General features: G+C 67.2%; 14 protein-coding genes. 4 read left to right on the forward strand and 10 right to left on the reverse strand.

Translation table 11 applies throughout. The features are described 5' to 3' along the window. Positions 1–218: 218 nt before the first annotated feature. From QRO91_RS17160 to QRO91_RS17170, 3 genes are all read right to left on the reverse strand, one after another. Positions 219–1,001 carry a helix-turn-helix transcriptional regulator gene (locus tag QRO91_RS17160; protein ID WP_019661470.1) on the reverse strand — a complete coding sequence of 261 codons (783 nt, stop codon included), beginning with the start codon at positions 999–1,001 and terminating at the stop codon, positions 219–221. Between the two features lie 153 nt (positions 1,002–1,154). Beyond that, positions 1,155–2,280 (reverse strand): peptide chain release factor 2 gene (gene prfB, locus QRO91_RS17165; RefSeq protein ID WP_014037064.1). Its coding sequence is split into 2 segments (ribosomal slippage): positions 1,155–2,204 and positions 2,206–2,280, totalling 1,125 coding nucleotides; the frame shifts between segments, so codons are not numbered across the junction. A 175-nt stretch (positions 2,281–2,455) separates the two neighbouring features. Further along, on the reverse strand, positions 2,456–3,325 hold the full coding sequence (locus tag QRO91_RS17170) for a LytTR family DNA-binding domain-containing protein (protein WP_049427642.1): 870 nt from the start codon (positions 3,323–3,325) through the stop codon (positions 2,456–2,458). A 175-nt stretch (positions 3,326–3,500) separates the two neighbouring features. Here QRO91_RS17170 and QRO91_RS17175 point away from each other — a divergent pair, with 175 nt between their 5' ends. Then, entirely contained in the window at positions 3,501–4,769 is a 1,269-nt protein-coding gene (locus tag QRO91_RS17175) for an acyltransferase family protein (protein WP_238378611.1), read from the forward strand. Between the two features lie 107 nt (positions 4,770–4,876). Here QRO91_RS17175 and QRO91_RS17180 read toward each other — a convergent pair whose 3' ends face one another. From QRO91_RS17180 to QRO91_RS17210, 7 genes are all read right to left on the reverse strand, one after another. Continuing rightward, positions 4,877–7,771, reverse strand: coding sequence for a VIT domain-containing protein (locus tag QRO91_RS17180; RefSeq protein ID WP_197650808.1), 2,895 nt, complete (start codon positions 7,769–7,771; stop codon positions 4,877–4,879). A 125-nt stretch (positions 7,772–7,896) separates the two neighbouring features. After that, on the reverse strand, positions 7,897–9,654 hold the full coding sequence (gene recJ / locus QRO91_RS17185; RefSeq protein ID WP_049427637.1) for a single-stranded-DNA-specific exonuclease RecJ: 1,758 nt from the start codon (positions 9,652–9,654) through the stop codon (positions 7,897–7,899). 163 nt (positions 9,655–9,817) lie between these two features. Beyond that, positions 9,818–10,735 (reverse strand): phosphoglycerate mutase, encoded by a 918-nt coding sequence (locus QRO91_RS17190; protein WP_049427636.1) that lies wholly within the window; start codon positions 10,733–10,735, stop codon positions 9,818–9,820. Positions 10,736–10,739: 4 nt separating this feature from the next. Continuing rightward, the gene (gene greA / locus QRO91_RS17195; RefSeq protein WP_026347191.1) at positions 10,740–11,204 is read right to left on the reverse strand and encodes a transcription elongation factor GreA; all 465 of its coding nucleotides are present in this window, start codon (positions 11,202–11,204) and stop codon (positions 10,740–10,742) included. An 8-nt stretch (positions 11,205–11,212) separates the two neighbouring features. Then, the gene (gene carB, locus QRO91_RS17200) at positions 11,213–14,455 is read right to left on the reverse strand and encodes a carbamoyl-phosphate synthase large subunit (RefSeq protein WP_197620414.1); all 3,243 of its coding nucleotides are present in this window, start codon (positions 14,453–14,455) and stop codon (positions 11,213–11,215) included. Between the two features lie 148 nt (positions 14,456–14,603). Continuing rightward, entirely contained in the window at positions 14,604–15,731 is a 1,128-nt protein-coding gene (carA, locus tag QRO91_RS17205; protein WP_049429087.1) for a glutamine-hydrolyzing carbamoyl-phosphate synthase small subunit, read from the reverse strand. A gap of 332 nt (positions 15,732–16,063) precedes the next feature. Next, positions 16,064–16,735: a 4-hydroxy-tetrahydrodipicolinate reductase gene (locus tag QRO91_RS17210; protein WP_404830272.1), complete on the reverse strand. Its 672-nt coding sequence runs from the start codon at positions 16,733–16,735 to the stop codon at positions 16,064–16,066. Positions 16,736–16,855: 120 nt separating this feature from the next. Between QRO91_RS17210 and QRO91_RS17215 the strand changes: the two genes are divergently transcribed. The 3 genes from QRO91_RS17215 to QRO91_RS17225 all read left to right on the forward strand — a co-directional run. Further along, positions 16,856–17,635 (forward strand): 3-oxoacyl-ACP reductase, encoded by a 780-nt coding sequence (locus QRO91_RS17215; protein WP_049429089.1) that lies wholly within the window; start codon positions 16,856–16,858, stop codon positions 17,633–17,635. Between the two features lie 4 nt (positions 17,636–17,639). After that, positions 17,640–18,035, forward strand: a complete 396-nt coding sequence (locus tag QRO91_RS17220) for a MerR family transcriptional regulator (RefSeq protein ID WP_049429090.1) — start codon at positions 17,640–17,642, stop codon at positions 18,033–18,035. Positions 18,036–18,090: 55 nt separating this feature from the next. Next, positions 18,091–18,335: NAD(P)H-dependent oxidoreductase (locus QRO91_RS17225; RefSeq protein ID WP_285310486.1), on the forward strand; the 245-nt coding region annotated here is incomplete at its 3' end.

An 18,335-nucleotide genomic window follows, 5' to 3' on the forward strand; every position in this document is an offset into this window, starting at 1 on the left:
CCGGAATCTGTCAGAGGTGGGGGGGGGGGGGGGGGGGGGGGGGGGCGGGGGGGGGGGGGGGGGGCGCCCCCCCCCCCCCCCCCGGGGGGGGGGGGGGGGGCGCCCCCCCCCCCCCCCCCCCCCCCCCCCCCCCCGCCAAACCACGGAATCCAGCTCTGGCTCTGGCTTTGGCCGTTGCATTGAGCAGGTGCAGGGCTGCAAGCCCTGCCGAACACCCCCTACTTCCGCGGCAGGTAGGTCACCAGTGACAAATCGTGCCGGCTCTCCGGTACCAGCGCCACGTACTGCAGGTCCAGCAACCCACGCGTGGGATGGTTCAACTTCTTCGCACCTTCATCGAACCGCCGCACGTCGTGCTCCGGCCACCACTGGCGGAACTCCTCACTATGCGCCGCGATATCCTCCACCAGCGCCAGGAACGGCGCCTTGTCCGGCGCCTGTGCCATCGCCGCGCGGAAGCCGGCCAGCAGGCCGCGGGTCATTTCTTCCCAGTTGAGGATCAGCGTGCGGTACGGCGGGTACAGGAACATCAGCCGCAGCGTGTTGCGCTCATGCGGTGCCAGCTGGCTGTAGTCCACGAACAGGTCGGCGATGGCCGGGTTCCAGGCCAGGATGTCGAAACGGGTATTGCGCACATACGCCGGGATCGGCTGCATCGCCTCCACCAGCTGGCGCAGGCCGTCGGTCACGCTCTCGTCCGGTGATTCCAGCGGCACGCCGTAACCGGACAGCGCGAACGCATAGGCGCGCTCGTCATCGCTCATGCGCAGCACCTGCGCCAGCCGCTCCAGCACCTCGGGCGAGGCGCGCACTTCACGGCCCTGCTCGATCCAGGTGTACCAGCTGACGCTGACCCCGATGGCCAGGGCGACTTCCTCGCGCTTCAGTCCCGGGGTCCGCCGGCGCCCGGCCGGCAGGCCGAGCGTGGCAGGGTCGACACGGGCGCGGCAGGCCTTGAGGAAGCCGCCGAGTTCCTTGCGTTCACTTTCGCTGCGCATCATCGGCCCGTCCTGCCCTATGTAGCGTCGAGCCATGCTCGACGCATCTGCTACTGCGCCAACAGCAGCCGAGCATGGGCTCGGCTCTACCGGAAGCGTGATCGGCCACCCTCGGCGTCGCGCACGAGGGTGACGATATCCGCGCAGGCGCGTCGATCAGGCATCGACGCGCTTGGAACCCACGGCCAGGCCGGCCTTCAGGCTGGCCTCGACGAACTCGTCCAGGTCGCCGTCGAGCACCTTCTGCGTGTCCGAACGTTCGATGCCGGTACGCAGGTCCTTGATGCGGCTCTGGTCCAGCACGTAGTTGCGGATCTGGCTGCCCCAGCCGATGTCGGACTTGGTGGCTTCCACCGCGTCCTTCTCGGCATTGCGCTTCTGGATCTCAAGCTCGTAAAGCTTGGCGGCCAGCATCTTCATCGCGTTGTCGCGGTTCTGGTGCTGGCTGCGGCCGGTCTGGCACGCCACGACGATGTTGGTCGGGATGTGGGTGATACGCACCGCCGACTCGGTCTTGTTCACGTGCTGGCCACCGGCACCGGACGAACGGTACACGTCGGTACGCAGGTCGGCCGGGTTGATGGTGATGTCGATGTTGTCATCGATTTCCGGCGACACGAACACCGAGGTGAAGCTGGTGTGGCGGCGGTTGTCCGAGTCGAACGGCGACTTGCGCACCAGGCGGTGCACGCCGGTCTCGGTCTTCAGCCAGCCATAGGCATAGTCGCCTTCCACGCGCAGCGTGGCCGACTTGATGCCGGCGACGTCACCACCGGAGACTTCCATCAGCTCGGTCTTCCAGCCGCGCGATTCACACCAGCGCAGGTACATGCGCAGTAGGATCTCGGCCCAGTCCTGGGCTTCGGTACCACCGGCACCGGCCTGGATGTCGACGAACGCCGCCGCATTGTCCATCTCGCCGGAGAACATGCGCTGGAACTCCAGCTTCTCCACGTGCGCCTGGTGCTTGTCCAGGTCGGCAACCACGGCCAGTGCGGTGTCCTCGTCCTGCTCGGACTCGGCCAGCTCCAGCAGTTCGGTCGCGTCGTTCAGGCCATCCAGCACCGAGGCGATGCCGCCCACGGTCTTTTCCAGGCTGGAACGCTCGCGGCCCAGGTTCTGTGCGTACTCGGCGTTGTTCCAGACGTCGGGGCTTTCCAGCTCCCGCGTTACTTCTTCAAGACGCTCTTTCTTGGCGTCGTAGTCAAAGATACCCCCGAAGCGACAGCACGCGATCGGTCAGATCGGTGATGCGCTGGCGGACAGGATTCAGTTCGATCATGTCGGCGGTTATGCATTCAAAAGATGACTGGTAATGATAGCGCAGGCCGGGGGTGCCCGGAATGAGGGACCCGGGTATCCTGCTGTGCTTCAACCCGGCCGTTGGTAGAGTCGACTGTCAGTCGACTGCCTTTCATTCAGGTTGCGGCGAAGCCCGCGCTGCGCGCGATAGTCGACTAACCCGCGCCCGCCCCCCCCAGCGCCTGCCGCAGCACCGGCAGCTGTCGCCGGCTGCACGGCACCTTGGCCCCGTCGGCCATGTGCAACAGGGCCTCGCCGCCGTCCAGCGGCTCGATCGAGCGCAGCTGCCCGCGATGGATCAGCCAGCTGCGGTGCGGGCGCAGAAACAACGCGGGATCCAAACGCTGTTCCAGCACCGCCATGGTGATCCGCAGCGGATAGTCATGTCCACGTACCCGCAGGTTCACGTAGTTCCCCGCCGCCTGGGCGTACTCCACGTCTGCGGTGGCGACCAGGAACTCCTTGCCCAGTTTGCGCACCAGGAAGTGCTGCGGGCGCTCGACCGGTTCCACGGGCGGGCCTACATCGGGCTCGGCCAACAGGCTCGCCTCGCCCTGCCTGCGCCGCCCGAACCAGCTGGTGAAGTGCTCCAGTGCCACGAACATCGCGAACGTGCGGACATCCTTCAGGTATTCGTAGGCAAAACGCTCCAGCCATCCCGCATCGTCCTGATAGCGGTAGCCCAGCGATGCATAGGCCAGGTGCCGCAGCACCATCATCCCCACCACGTGCAGAAACGACCAGCCCACGCTGGCCAGCAGGTACAGCGGCAACCGCTGCTTCCAGGTATCGGCATGCAGCGGCCAGCGCTCGCAGCCCCACCACAGCAGCGGCAGGGTCAACAGGATCAGGGCGAGGCTGCTGAATTCCCAGATCATCGGCTCCCACAGGCCGAGATCGCTGCCCCGCCGCGTGGCGTCCATCACCTCAACCAGCGCATTGGTCACCGCCGAGGCCGACAGGATCGCTGCCCAGACCAGCAGACGGATGGTGGTGCGCCAGCGCGGTGGTCGGCCCTGGGTCATTGTGGCGTCCATGTGGTTGCAGTGCTCCAGCGTGCCCCAAGGGACCGAGAGTAGCGCCTCCATTGGTCCCACCACCCCCGCCATTGGTCACTGGGCGGGTTCCGGCGGCCCCTTGGCAGTCGCTGCACGGACCGGGCGGCGTCACCTTGGCTCGACTCTCCGGCACACCACCACCATGACCCGACGCCACGACATCGACGCCCTGCGCGTGTTCGCCTTCGCGCTGCTGATCCTCTACCACACCAGCATGGCCTACGTGGATGACTGGGGTTTCCACCTCAAGAGCCTGCATACCGCCGAATGGCTGCAGTGGCCGATGCTGTTCATCAACCGCTGGCGGATGTCGCTGCTGTTCCTGATCTCGGGCATCGCCATCGCGATGATGCGACCGGAAGGAAAGCTGCTGCGCTTTGCCGGCCTGCGCACGTGGCGGCTGCTGCTGCCATTGCTGTTCGGCATGTTCGTGATCGTGCCGATCCAGCCCTACTGCGAAGGCGTGGCCAACGGCCACGTGGCACCCGGCTTCGGCCACTTCCTGTTGCGCTACTGGCAGGTGCGGCCGTGGCCGGAAGGCAGCTTCGCCGGCTGGCAATACGGCATCACCTGGAACCACCTGTGGTACCTGGCCTATCTGTGGAACTACACGCTGGCCCTGGCCCTGTTGATGCCATTGCTGGGAACGGCCGTGGTTCGCCGTGCGATCGCGTTCTGCGCCGCCTCGCCGATACTGCTGATCGGAATTCCGTCTGCGCTGCTGCTGGCCTGGGTGATCTGGCTGGAGCCGATCTATCCGTCCACCAATGCCCTGCTTGGCGACTGGTACCAGCACGCGAAGTACGCGACAGTGTTCCTGGCCGGCTACCTGCTCGGTCGCGAGCCGTTGTTCTGGCAGCGCGTGGTCTCCCTGCGCCGCACCACGCTGTGGCTGGCGCTGGCGGCGGTCGGCTGGTATCTGGGGTTGCGCATCCTCGGCCAGGTCCTGCCGGCTGACTCCTCGCTGCGGCAATGGCCTGAAACGTTCTGGGACCTGCAGGGCAGGACCAGCCAGTCGGTGTATGTCTGGAGCGCGCTGCTGGCCATCCTCGGCTGGGGCAAGGTCTTCCTCGACCGCCCGTTCGGCTGGCTGCCGTACTGCACCGAGGCAATCTATCCCTGGTACATGCTGCACCAGAGCCTGATCATTGCCCTGCTGTTCTGGCTCAAGCCGTTGCAACTGGGTCCTTGGCTGGAGCCGTCGCTACTGCTGGGCGGCACCGTCGGCGGCTGCATGCTGATCCACGAACTGCTGATCCGACGCTCCCGCTGGCTGCGGCCCCTGTTCGGCCTGAAGGCCGATCCGAAACGGCCCAGCGAGCATCATACTGATGTAGAGCCAAGCCCATGCTCGGCTGCTCCAGCCATGCGCGGCGCATGGGCTCGGCGCGACCCACCCATGAACCGATGATCCGCTGTCCTCAACGATTGCGCCCATGCTCGCCCGCTTCCACAGTGAGCCGAGCATGGGCTCGGCTCTACAGGATCAGGGCTCGGACAGCCACGCATGGCGTGGCACTACTTCACCTCGAACTCGCCCACCAGCACGGTTTCGGCGCGATCCTTCAACCGCATCGTGACCATCTGGTCCTTCTGCTTCGGCGTGCCCCAGTGGGTGGTCAGGCGCAGCATCAGTGTCGTCGCCCCGGTCACCAGCTGCTGGCGGCTGCCGAAGTAGTTCGCCTCCACCTTGTACCTGCCCGGCTTGGCGTTGCGCAGCGAGAACTGCTCGGGACCATAGCCGCCGGTGAAGTCCTGCGACATCTGCCCGCCCTGGTAGGTCAGGCGGTTGCCGTAGTAAGCGCGCTCGCCGTTCGGGTCGGTCACCCACAGGTCCATGTCGCTGTTGTCGGCATCCCACGACAGCACCACGCGCAGGTCCAGCGGCATCGCCTGCAGCAGGCGTGGGTCGATGGCCGAGGTATCCAGCCGGGGGGTGCTACGCGCCACCAGGTTGGTCAGCTCATCCAGTGCGATCAGGGCGATGCCATCGAAACGGCTGTCCCACGGGCGCACGACCACCTGGTACAGCGGCACCAGCGCCTGCTGCGGCTTGCCGGCCGCTGCCAGTGCCAGGCCCAGGTCGCGGAAGCTCTGCGGTTCTTCCTGGCCCATGGCCAGCACCTGCTCGAACACCGGCACCGCCAGCGCGGGCGCATCGGCCTGCATCAGCCGATAGCCGAGCACGCGCAGCAGGTGGCGATTGTCCAGGTCCATCTCGGCCAGGTTCGACAACACGCGCAGCGCCAGGTCGCGTTGGCCCTGCTCCAGCAGCAGGTCAGCCACGTCGAGGAAGAATGCGCTGCTGTCGGCATGGGCATCGCGCTCGGCCAGATAGCGGTCATACAGTTGCGACGCCGGGCCCTGGCGCAGGCGCCGGGCGATGGCCGAGTCCGGCTGCCACGCCGCCAGCTGGATGCCGAGCTCGCCCTCGTTGGCGGCAGCGGGCGCAGCGACACGGCCACCCGTGACCGTGATTGAATCCAGGGCCTTGTTCGATGCAGGCGCTGAGCGACGTGCACGCGCGCTGCTGGCTTCCATGCGCTGCTCGGCGGCAGCCATCGGTGCCGCAGGGGCCGGCGCGGCGAGCATCGCTACCGGCGCCGATTCCATCGCGTAGTCCGCGGAGGCCACTTCCAGTGCCCCGCCATTCGGCTGCGGCGGCCTTCCCTTCGGCCAGCTGCGGTCCCACCACTGCAGGCGTTCCTTCCAGCGTGCCGCCACTTCATCCAGGCGCTGGCGATCTGCCGCGGCGCGATCCGCCACCTGCACTGCGAATCGTGCATCGTATTCGGTGCGAAGCGTGCCAGACGGACGGATCGCATAGCGCAGGTAGTCCTCCAGGGTCTCCAGCACGATCAGCGAGGTATCCGGCCCCACCAGGCCAAACTGCTGCGACAGGCGCTGCATCGCCTCGCGGTTGCCACGGCGGTCGGCGGCCAGCTGCTGCAGGCGCGCCTGCGCCCACAAGCCCGCCAGCAGTTCTCCGTCGTTGCTCTTCTGCGTGGCGGGCAGCGCCTGCCATTCGCCGCCACCCACGCGCACCCGCATCGGCACGCCATCGGCTGCCAGTCGTGCGTGCAGCCACAGCCAACCCTGGGCCTCACTGCGACGATCGATCACCACGTCCTGTACGCCACGACCTGCATCGACCTGCACGTCCAACGGCGACGACAGCAGCTCGCGCGCAGCCGAATCGACATCCTTGCCCAGCGCGACGAAGCGACCGCCATGGGATTCGCTCCAGCCACGCAGTCGGGTGCTGTCGGTGCGGGCACCGGCGCTGCTGATTGCAAACAGGCGCTGATCCGGTACCAGCGTCGGCAACTGCTCCGGCCCATAGGTCAGCAGGCCATCGCTGACCAGCAGGTATTCCTTCACACTCGGCTGCGGCTGCCACTGGGCCAGCGCGCTGGCACCGTCCGGGCGCACCGCCTGCAGTGCCGCGCGCAGCTCGCTCCAGTTGCCTGCGCGGATACGGAAGCGCCGTACCGGTTCGGCGCGGTCGCGCAGTACGGTCAGTGCCACCGTGCCGTCACCCATTGCGGCGAAGTACCGATCCAGCAGGGCGAACTCACGCGTGCGGTCGCGCTGGCCCGCCGAGCCGGAGCCATCCCACAGCAGCCCGACCTCGCTGGGCAGCGTGCGCGGCGAGTGGCTGACCGGCACCGGCAGCTGCGCCAGCAGGTAGTGGCCGTCCTGCCAGGGCGCCACCTGCACCTGTGCCTGACGTGCCGCCGGCAGGCTCCACTGCAGCTGCGCTGGCAGCTGCGCGCCCTTGCCCTGCCAGTACAACTGGCCCGCGTTGATTCGGAATGGCGCCGTACCCGCAGTGGTCGCACCCGGCGCCTGCAGCTTCAGCTCAACCGAGGCCGCACCGGCGGCGAACTGCAGCGGCAGCGTCCACTGCCAGCCTTGTCCGGCGAAGGCCAACGGCTCACGAATCACCAACTGCACGCGGCGGCTGCCACCGGCCGGCAGCGGATAGATGCGCAGGCGGAACTGGTTGCCGGCGGTCTGTTCCAGCAGGCCCGGATCAACGCCACGGCGGGCGATCTCCTCGAACACCTGGCGGCCGCGGTCCTTCGGTACCGGCACGGCGTCGCGCAGCTCGCCGTTGATATCCAGGGCGAAGCCGGAGATCTGCTGGCCATCGGCCAGCGGGAACTGCAGCTCGCCCTCCAGCACGCGCCGGTTCGGGTTGTGGAATTCCAGTGTGATCCGGGTCTGGGCAACGCCGGCCTGCACGTCGCCTTCAATGCGTGCGCGCTGCAGCTGCACCGGTTGTTCGGCGGCCGGCGCGATCAGCAGCGGCGTGGTGGCCTGCGGCCGGGAGATCCGTGGCGACTGCGCGCCAGCGGGCCAGGCCACGAGGGCCAGCAACAACACAGTGCAGCATCGGGCGAAGACCATGACCGGACTCCAGTGGGATCGTGGACGGTTCAACGCTTCAGCATGGCAGACGGGGTTACCGTTCCAACACTGAAGTCGTCCGCCGGGCGTGGCCCGGCGCTACCTTGGCGTCTGGCCCCCCTTTCCTAGGCGGGCAGGCTGTGCTCGACGATCAGCTGGATGGCGCTGCCGCCGCGGTAGTCGTCGCAGGCCAGGCGGTAGGCGAGATGCACGTGGCGGCCCGGCGCGTTCCCGTGCCAGCCGCCGAAGTGGATCGCGTTGATCGTGCCGGGTACGCCTGGCAGGCGCAGTTCCAGCTTGAGGTGGCGTTCCTTCAGCACGCGCCAGTTGGCCACTTCGAAGTGGCCGTCGAACAGCGGCTCGGGGAAGCCTTGGCCCCACGGTCCAGCAAGACGCAGCGCGTCGGCGTGGCGATGGTCGAGTTCGTCCGCCGCCAGTTCGCCGTCGCTGAGTACCTGCTGCTGCAGCGCGGCCGGGTCGAGCATTTCCAGCACCACGGCGACGAAGGCCGCCTTGAAGTCATCGACGTGATCGAGGCGCAGGCTGAGGCCGGCCGCCATGGCGTGGCCGCCGAAGCGTTCGATCAAGCCCGGATGGCGCGCATCGACCAATGCCAGTGCGTCACGGATATGCAGGCCGGGAATGGAGCGCGCCGAGCCACGCAGGGTGTCGGCACCGGGTTCGGACGGCGCGAAGGCGATCACCGGGCGATGCAGGCGGTCCTTCATCTTCGACGCGACCAGCCCCACCACGCCCGGGTGCCAGTCGGCGTCGAACAGGCAGGCCGCGACCGGACGTTGCCCGGCCATCTCCAGCACCACGCGGGTCAGCGCCTGCTCGGCGTCGTCGGTCATCGACTGCTGCACGGCGCGGCGCTCCGAGTTGATCTGTTCCAGCGTCTGCGCGATCTCGCGCGCCTGGCGCGGGTCTTCGGTCAGCAGCAGCGCGATGCCCAGCGCCATGTCTTCCAGGCGGCCCGCAGCATTCAGGCGTGGGCCGAGGGCGAAGCCGATGTCGGTGGCGGTCAGTCGCGCGGCGTCACGGCCACTGGCTTCGATCAGGGCACGCAGGCCGATGCAGCCCTGCCCTGCACGCAACCGACGCAGGCCCGCGCTGACCAGCGCACGGTTGTTCGGGTCCAGCGCCACCAGATCGGCGACGGTGCCAACCGCCACCAGGTCCAGCAACGTGGTCAGGTCCGGGCCCTTGCCATCGGCGAAGACGCCGGCCTCGCGCATCTGACGGCGCAATGCCATCAGCACGTAGAAGATCACGCCGACGCCGGCCAGCGATTTGCTGGGGAACGCATCACCGTCCAGGTTTGGATCGACGATGACATCGGCCGGCGGCAACTGCGGACCGGGAAGATGATGGTCGGTGACCAGCACCTGCCAGCCGCGTGCCTTGGCCGCAATGACACCCGCGTGGCAGGCAATGCCATGGTCGACCGTGACCAGCAGGTCCGGCTTCAACTCGGCCAGTTCCTCCACCAGCGACGGCGACAGGCCATAGCCATGCACCATGCGGTTCGGCACGGCGTGGAAGACATGCCGTGCGCCGAGCATGCGCAGGCCACGCACGCCGACCGCACAGGCGGTGGCGCCATCGCAATCGAAATCGCCGACCACCAGGATGCGCTTGTCGTTGGCGATGGCCTCGACCAGCAGGCCCACCGCATCGTCGATGCCGGTCAGCAACTCGGGAGCGTGCAGATTGCCCAGCTTCGGCTGCGCCAGCTCCGGGGTATGCGCGCCGCGTGCAGCGTACAGGCGCGCCAGCAGCGGCAGCGTGCCCTCCGGCCAGCTTCCGGGCACGACCGCATCGCGGCGGCGGATCGTCGGCGTATCAGGGGATGACTGCACAGCATCGGCGGCAAGGGACATCGGCATCGCCGGGTGACGGAGGACCCGTCGATGATACCGCCACGGCGGCCGCCCGGTAGAGTCGACTGTTAGTCGACTAACGCGCAACGCGCGGGATTTTCTGCATCCGAGCGAAGTGCAGTCAACTAACAGTCGACTCTACCTACCGGATCCTGCCGGATGCTCAGTCGTGAAGCTGGCGCGGCTTCTTCCAGAACTGCCAGCGCTGGCCGCGGTCCAGCTGGAACTGCAGGCCATCCTCGAAATCCAGCACCAGCCGCTGCAGTTCGCCACGCTTCAGCGCGGCCAGCAACGGCCGGATCGCATCGTTGCCGAGCTGCTGCAGCGAACGCAGCTGGCGCAGATCGACCAGTGCATCCACGGCCTGCTCGCCATCGACCGCCACACCCGCGGCCAGAGCCAGGCCCTGCAGCAGGGCATCGCGGCTGCGCACCTGCGCGTGTGGCGTACTCACCGACACCGGCATCACGCCACCGCCCCAGAACCACAGCGAGTTGATCGGCTGCTGGCCCTGCGCGGCACGTTGCTGGTTCCAGGAATGGTTGTGCAGCAGCACCTGCGCTTCGGTCATCAGCGCGCGCCAGCGGCGACCGCCCTCGCCTTCGGGCAGGTGCGAGAACAGGTCATCGCCGAGCACCTCGTCCGGGCTGTCGAAGTCAGGCAACGCCATGTCGATCGGAAGCCGCAGGTACCAGCGCGAAGGGTCCGGCGCGTCGAGCACGAATCCGGCATCGGCAAACAGCGGCTGCAGCACCGGCAACAGTGCCAGGCAGTCGGCCAATGTCGGCCGCAGCGTCTCGCCGTAGGCCATCATCCGCGCGCCGTGCATGTCCGGCACCATGCAGGCCGGGTCGGCACGCAGCCAGCTGGCGCCGGCTGCATCGCCGACGTCGCGCTGGCGGGTCATCGCGGCTACCGGCCAATGCGGCGCGGCAACCGTGAAATGGCGCGTCAGTTGTGCACGTTCGCCCGGTGCGACCTGCACCGTCGTGGCACGGCCGAGCGCACGCGCCACATCGTCCGGCAGCGCAGCCGCGGCAAAGCGGCTGCGTGCAGGCAACAGCAGGGTCGCCGTCGCCACGCGGTCAGTCCACGTAGCTGACGCTGACGATCTCGTACTCGCGCTGGCCGGCCGGGGCGTCGATCACGATCGAATCGCCTTCCAGCTTGCCGATCATCGCGCGCGCCACAGGCGAGGAAATCGCGATCAGGCCCAGCTTGATGTCCGCTTCCAGGTCACCGACGATCTGGTACTTCTTCTCTTCGTCGGTTTCCACGTCAGCCAGCGTCACGCTGGCGCCGAACACCACCTTGGAGCCGGCGTTGAGCTTGCTCACGTCGATGATCTCGGCGTGCGACAGCTCGCCTTCCAGCTGCTTGATGCGCCCTTCGATGAAGCCCTGCTCCTCGCGCGCGGCGTGGTACTCGGCATTCTCCTTCAGGTCGCCGTGCTCACGCGCTTCGGCGATGGCCGCAATGACTTTCGGGCGCTTGACCGACTTCAGGTGATCCAGCTCATCGCGCAGCTTCTGCGCGCCCTTCATGGTGATCGGTGCTCTCATGCATTCAACTCCTTGTGCAGCTCCTGCAGCGACCAGACGGGGCCGGTACCGCGGAATTCCAGTGAATCCACCAGCGCCTTGGCGCCGGCAATGGTGGTCGAGTAGGTGACGCGGTGCTGCAGCGCCTCGCGACGGATCGAGAACGAGTCGTTGATCGCCGAACGACCTTCGGTCGTGTTGACGATGTAGACGATCTCGCCGTTCTTGATCGAGTCGACGATGTGCGGACGGCCTTCGACCACCTTGTTGATGATCTCGCAGTCCATACCGTGCTGCTGCAGCCACGCGGCGGTGCCACGGGTGGCGACCAGGCTGTAGCCGCGCGCCAGCAGGGCCTTGGCCACCGGCAGCACGCGCTTCTTGTCCGGATCGCGCACCGAGACGAAGGCCTTGCCGACCGGCGGCGCCTTGATGCCACCGGCTTCCTGCGCACGCGCAAAAGCGGCGTTGAAGGTGCGACCGACGCCCATCACCTCACCGGTGGAGCGCATCTCCGGCCCGAGGATCGGGTCGACGCCCTGGAACTTGGCGAACGGGAAGATCGCTTCCTTCACCGAGTAGTAGTCCGGCACGATTTCCTTGGTCGCGCCCTGCTCGGCCAGGCTCTTGCCAGCCATGCAGCGGGCGGCGATCTTCGCCAGCGGCATGCCGGTGGCCTTGGACACGAACGGCACGGTGCGCGAGGCACGCGGGTTCACTTCCAGCAGGTAGATGGTGTCGGCACCTTCGTCGCTGGTCTGGATTGCGAACTGGGTGTTCATCAGGCCGACCACGTTCAGGGCCTTGGCCAGCTCCACCACCTGGCGGCGCAGCTCGGCCTGGGTTTCAGCGGACAGCGAGTACGGCGGCAGCGAGCACGAGGAATCGCCCGAGTGCACGCCGGCTTCTTCGATGTGCTCCATCACGCCGCCGATCAGGACGTTGCCATCCTTGTCGGCGATGATGTCGACGTCGCACTCGACCGCGTTGTCGAGGAAGCGGTCCAACAGCACCGGCGAATCGTTGGACACCTTCACCGCGTCGCGCACGTAGCGGGCCAGATCGGCTTCGCCGTAGACGATTTCCATCGCACGGCCGCCCAGCACGTAGCTCGGGCGCACCACCAGCGGGTAGCCGATCTCGCGGGCCAGCAGCAAGGCTTCCTGGTCGTTGCGGGCGATGCGGTTCGGCGGCTGCTTCAGGCCCAGCTTGTCCACCAGCTGCTGGAAGCGCTCGCGGTCTTCGGCCAGGTCGATCGAGTCCGGGCTGGTGCCGATCACCGGCACGCCGTTGGCTTCCAGCGCGCGCGCAAGCTTCAGCGGGGTCTGGCCGCCGTACTGCACGATCACGCCCTTCGGCTGTTCCAGCTCGACGATTTCCAGCACGTCTTCCAGGGTCAGCGGCTCGAAGTACAGGCGGTCGGAAGTGTCGTAGTCGGTCGACACGGTTTCCGGGTTGCAGTTGACCATGATGGTTTCATAACCATCCTCGCGCAGCGCCAGTGCCGCGTGCACGCAGCAGTAATCGAACTCGATGCCCTGGCCGATGCGGTTCGGGCCACCGCCCAGGATCATGATCTTGTCGCGGTTGCTCGGCGCAGCCTCGCACTCGTCCTCGTAGGTCGAGTACAGGTAGGCGGTACCGGTGGAGAATTCACCGGCACAGGAGTCGACGCGCTTGTAGACCGGGCGCACCTTGTGCGCACGACGCAGCGCGCGGATGGCGGCTTCGTTGGTACCGGTCAGCTGCGCCAGGCGCGCGTCGGAGAAACCGGCGCGCTTCAGCTTGCGCAGGCGCGCGGCGTCCAGCGCGTCGATGCCATCGGCGGCGACGGCGGTTTCCGCGGCGATGATTTCCTCGATCTGGTCCAGGAACCAGTGATCGATGAACGACAGTGCGTAGATTTCTTCAACGCTCATGCCGGCGCGGAACGCATCAGCGACGAAGAACAGGCGCTCCGGACCCGGTGCCTTCAGTTCGCGGCGCAGGGTCTGCAGGTCTTCTTCGTTGCCCAGGTCCAGGCCGGTCGGGTCGAAGCCGACCTTGCCGGTTTCCAGGCCGCGCAGCGCCTTCTGCACCGACTCCTGGAAGGTGCGGCCCATCGCCATCACCTCGCCCACCGACTTCATCTGGGTGGTCAGGCGCGCATCGGCGGCCGGGAACTTCTCGAAGGCAAAACGCGGAATCTTGGTGACAACGTAGTCGATGGACGGTTCAAACGACGCCGGGGTCAGGCCACCGGTGATCTCGTTCTTCAGTTCGTCCAGGGTGTAGCCCACGGCCAGCTTGGCGGCGACCTTGGCGATCGGGAAGCCGGTGGCCTTCGAGGCCAGTGCCGACGAACGCGACACGCGCGGGTTCATCTCGATGACGACCACGCGGCCGGTCTTCGGGTTGATACCAAACTGCACGTTCGAGCCACCGGTATCGACGCCGATCTTGCGCAGCACGGCGATGGAGGCATCGCGCAGGCGCTGGTATTCCTTGTCGGTCAGGGTCTGCGCCGGCGCCACGGTGATCGAGTCACCGGTGTGCACGCCCATCGGGTCCAGGTTTTCGATCGAGCAGACGATGATGCAGTTGTCCGCCGTATCGCGGACCACTTCCATCTCGAACTCCTTCCAGCCCAGCACCGACTCTTCCACCAGCACTTCGGTGGTCGGCGACAGTTCCAGGCCGCGGCTGACGATCTCGACCAGCTCTTCGCGGTTGTAGGCGATGCCGCCACCGCTGCCGCCCAGGGTGAAGCTGGGGCGGATGATGGTCGGGTAGCCGACGCGGGTCTGGATCTCCAGCGCTTCGTCCAGGGTGTGGGCGACGGCGGCGGTCGGGCATTCCAGGCCGATCTCACCCATGGCCACGCGGAACAGCTCGCGATCTTCGGCCATGCGGATCGCTTCGCGCTTGGCGCCGATCAGTTCGACGTTGTACTTCTCCAGCACGCCGTGGTCGGCAAGGTCCAGCGCGCAGTTCAGCGCGGTCTGGCCACCCATGGTCGGCAGCAGCGCGTCGGGCTTTTCCTTGGCGATGATCTTCTCGACCGTCTGCCAGTTGATCGGCTCGATGTAGACGGCGTCGGCCATCTCCGGGTCGGTCATGATCGTGGCCGGGTTGCTGTTGACCAGCACCACGCGGTAACCCTCGTCACGCAGGGCCTTGCAGGCCTGGGCGCCGGAGTAGTCGAACTCGCAGGCCTGGCCGATGACGATCGGGCCAGCACCGATGATGAGGATGGTCTTGAGGTCAGTGCGCTTGGGCATTTTCTTCTCTAAGTCAGTACAGCGTGACAAGGGGGGTGATCGCACGCTGTCGATCAGGAATCTTGATCCGCAGCGCCGCGCCGGGGGCAGCAGCGATGCGGGGTTTACGGTCCATCGCGACGCCACCGGGAGGCCGGCGGCGTACTGATCACGCCTTGGCCTGCTCCATCAGCACCACGAAGCGGTCGAACAACGGACCGACGTCGGTCGGGCCCGGCGACGCTTCCGGGTGGCCCTGGAACGAGAACGCCGGCACGTCGGTGCGGGCGACACCCTGGTTGGTGCCATCGAACAGCGAACGGTGGGTCACGCGCAGGGTCGGCGGCAGGGTCGCTTCATCGATCGCGAAGCCGTGGTTCTGCGAGGTGATCATCACCCGGCCGCTGTCCAGGTCCTGCACCGGGTGGTTGGCACCGTGGTGGCCATGGCCCATCTTCATGGTCTTCGCGCCCGAGGCCAGGCCGAGCAGCTGATGGCCCAGGCAGATGCCGAAGGTCGGGATCTTCACGTCGATGAAGGCCTTGATCGCGTCGATGGCGTAGTTGCACGGTTCCGGGTCACCCGGGCCGTTGGACAGGAACACACCATCCGGCTTCAGTGCCAGCACCTCGGCGGCCGGGGTCTGCGCCGGCACCACGGTCACTTCGCAGCCGCGCTCGGCCAGCATGCGCAGGATATTGGTCTTCACGCCGAAATCGTAGGCCACGACCTTGAACTTCGCCGGCACGCTGACGAAGGCATTGGCATCCAGGTCCAGCTGGCCCTCGGTCCAGGTGTAGGTCTTCTCGGTAGTGACAACCTTGGCCAGATCCATGCCCTTCAGCCCCGGGAACTTGCGGGCGGCTTCCAGTGCCTTTTCCACGTCGATGTCACCGGCCATCAACGCACCGTTCTGTGCGCCCTTCTCGCGCAGGATGCGGGTCAGCTTGCGGGTGTCGATGCCGGCGATGGCGACCACGCCACGCTGGATCAGCCAATCCTGCAGCGACACCTGGCTGCGCCAGTTGCTGGGGCGGCGCGGAACATCGCGCACGATCAGGCCGGCCGACCACACCTTGGACGCTTCATTGTCCTGGTCGGTCATGCCGGTATTTCCGATATGCGGATAGGTCAGCGTGACCATCTGCCGGGCGTAGGACGGGTCGGTCAACACTTCCTGATAGCCGGTCATGGCGGTGTTGAACACCACCTCACCGACGGACAGGCCGGGCGCGCCTACGGATTCGCCCTCGAATACGGTGCCGTCTTCGAGGACGAGGATTGCGGCTTGGGTCACGGGAATCTCACTTTGGCTACCGAGGGGGCTGCCGAAGTCACGCCTGCGCTTCACGGAAATCCGGTTGCAAAAAAGCGCGGACGTACGGTCTGGGACCGGTCCGGCTTTCGTGATTCGGCGAGTGCGAATTGTAGCGCTGACGGGGCGCTCGCGCCAGCGGTTATCGCGCTTCATGAACAGGCGATTGCGTATTCATTTCAATCCGGCGGCGTATGCGAGCCGGACGCGGGGTCGGATCCTTTCCCGAACGGGAAAGGCTCTGACCCCAGGCGCCCTAGGATGTCAGAGCCGTTTCCGCTGGAAAGGGCTCCGACCCCAGGAATCAGCCCGCCTTACGCCAGCAGATCCCGCACGCGGTAGCTGCCCGGCGCGCGACCGTGCAGCCGGCGGGCGGCGAACAGCGCGCCACGGGCAAAGATGTCGCGGTTGGTGGCCCGATGCACCAGTTCGATGCGCTCACCCAGGCCGGTAAACTGGACCAGATGCTCACCGACGATGTCACCGGCACGCAGGCTGGCGTAGTGCGGCTCCGCCCCGCCCCGTTGCGCGGCGGCACCCAGGGTCAGCGCGGTGCCCGAAGGCGCATCCTTCTTCTGGGTATGGTGCGATTCGACAATGTCGCAGTCCCAGCCGGCCAGCGCCTGCGCCGCGCGCTCGACCAGCTCGTCCAGTACCGCCACGCCCAGGCTGAAATTCGAGGCCCAGACCAGCGGGATCTTCGCCGCCGCCGCCTCCAGCGCCTGGCGCTGCGTGCTGGAGATCCCGGTCGTGCCCGAGACCAGGCCCGCGCCTCGCTCCACGCACAGCGCCAGCATCGGGTTGAAACCCTCCGGCAGGCTGAAGTCGATCGCCACGTCGAATGCCGGCGCACCGGGCAGCTCACTGGCAGCGAAGAACGGTACCCCATCGACCACGCGCTGGGCCGGCGCACGGCCGGTCACCGCGGCCACGATCTGCAGCGTTTCGGGATGTTCGACGGCCAACCGCAGCAGGGCCTGGCCCATGCGCCCGGAGGCGCCGTGAATGAGCAATCGCAGGGGAGTCTGGTTCATGCCTGCAGGCTAGCGGCAGCACGCCCGCTCCGGCAAGCGCCATCGCTGCTACGCTGCATGCCCTTTCATGCAATGGATGGCAGCTCCCTCATGCAGATCAGCGAACAGCTGGTGCTGGTCACCGGTGCCGGGCGCGGGCTTGGCCAGCACATCGCCCGCGCCTTCGCCGCACAGGGCGCGCGCGTCATCGTCAATTACCACCGAAGCGAAGGCGCCGCACGTGCCCTGGCTGCCGGGCTCGGTGGACAGGCGATCGCACTGCCGGCCGACGTCACCGACCGCGCCCAGGTCGATGCGATGCTGCAGCAGGCACTGGCCCACTTCGGGCAAGGCGTAACCACCGTGGTCAACAACGCGCTGGCGGCGTTCTCGTTCAATGGCGATGCCCGCGACAATGCCGCAGACATCGGCTGGCCGGCCTTCCAGGCCCAGTTCGAGGGCAGCGTGCGCGGCGCACTGAACACCGTGCAGGCTGCCCTGCCCGGCATGCAGGCCCGGCGTTTCGGCCGCGTCATCAACGTCGGCACCAACCTGTTCCAGAACCCGGTGGTGCCCTACCACGACTACACCGCAGCCAAGGCCGCACTGCTGTCACTGACCCGCACCCTGGCCGGTGACCTCGGCCCGCACGGGATCACCGTGAACATGCTGTCCGGCGGACTGCTGCGCACCACCGATGCCAGTGCCGCCACACCCGAAGCGGTGTTCGACTACATCGCCGCCAACACGCCACTGCGCAGCGTCACCACCCCGGCCGAGTTCGCCGATGCCGCGCTGTTCTTCGCCAGCCCGTGGTCGCGCGCGGTGACCGGCCAGAACCTGGTGGTGGACGGCGGACTGGTGCGGGACTGAGCCGATGCGCATTTCCGAGGTCAGCCGCCTGACCGGTGCCAGCGCCAAGGCCATCCGCCTGTACGAGGCACGCGGGCTGCTGCCGCCGGTGCCACGCGTGAACCGCTATCGCGACTACAGCGAACAGGACGTAGCCTGGGTGCAGCTGATCCGCCAGGCGTTGGCGCTGGGCATCACGCTGGCTGCGATTTCCCGCCTGCAGGGCCGTGACGGGCAGCTCGACTGGCCCGCGGTACTGGCCTTGCTGGAGCAGCAGCGTAGCCACATCGCCAGTGAACGGGCACGACTGGAACAGGTCGAACTCGCCCTGCGACAGGTCAGCGACGAACTCCGGCAATGGCTGCATGCCGGCCGCGGTGACTGCGTGCTGGACCCCAACGGCTGCACCACCCCGGCTTGACTCTGCCCCAGGGGCAGACTGCACCCTCGCGCACTTTCCACTGCCCGAGGTTGCCGTGTCCCGTTCCATCCTGATCCTGCTGGGCCATCCCGACCGCGACAGCCTGTGCGGCGCTCTCGCCCAGCGCTACGCCACCGCCGCCGAGAACGCAGGCCACCAGGTACGCCTGATCGCACTGGGCGAGCTCGAATTCGACCCGGTGTTGCGGCACGGCTATCGCCAGATCCAGCCGCTTGAACCCGATCTGCAGGACGCCGCCGATGCGATCGAGGCCTGCGATCATCTGGTACTGGTCTACCC

This window comes from Stenotrophomonas maltophilia group sp. Smal32 (genome assembly GCF_030237085.1).
GTDB lineage: Bacteria > Pseudomonadota > Gammaproteobacteria > Xanthomonadales > Xanthomonadaceae > Stenotrophomonas > Stenotrophomonas maltophilia_Q.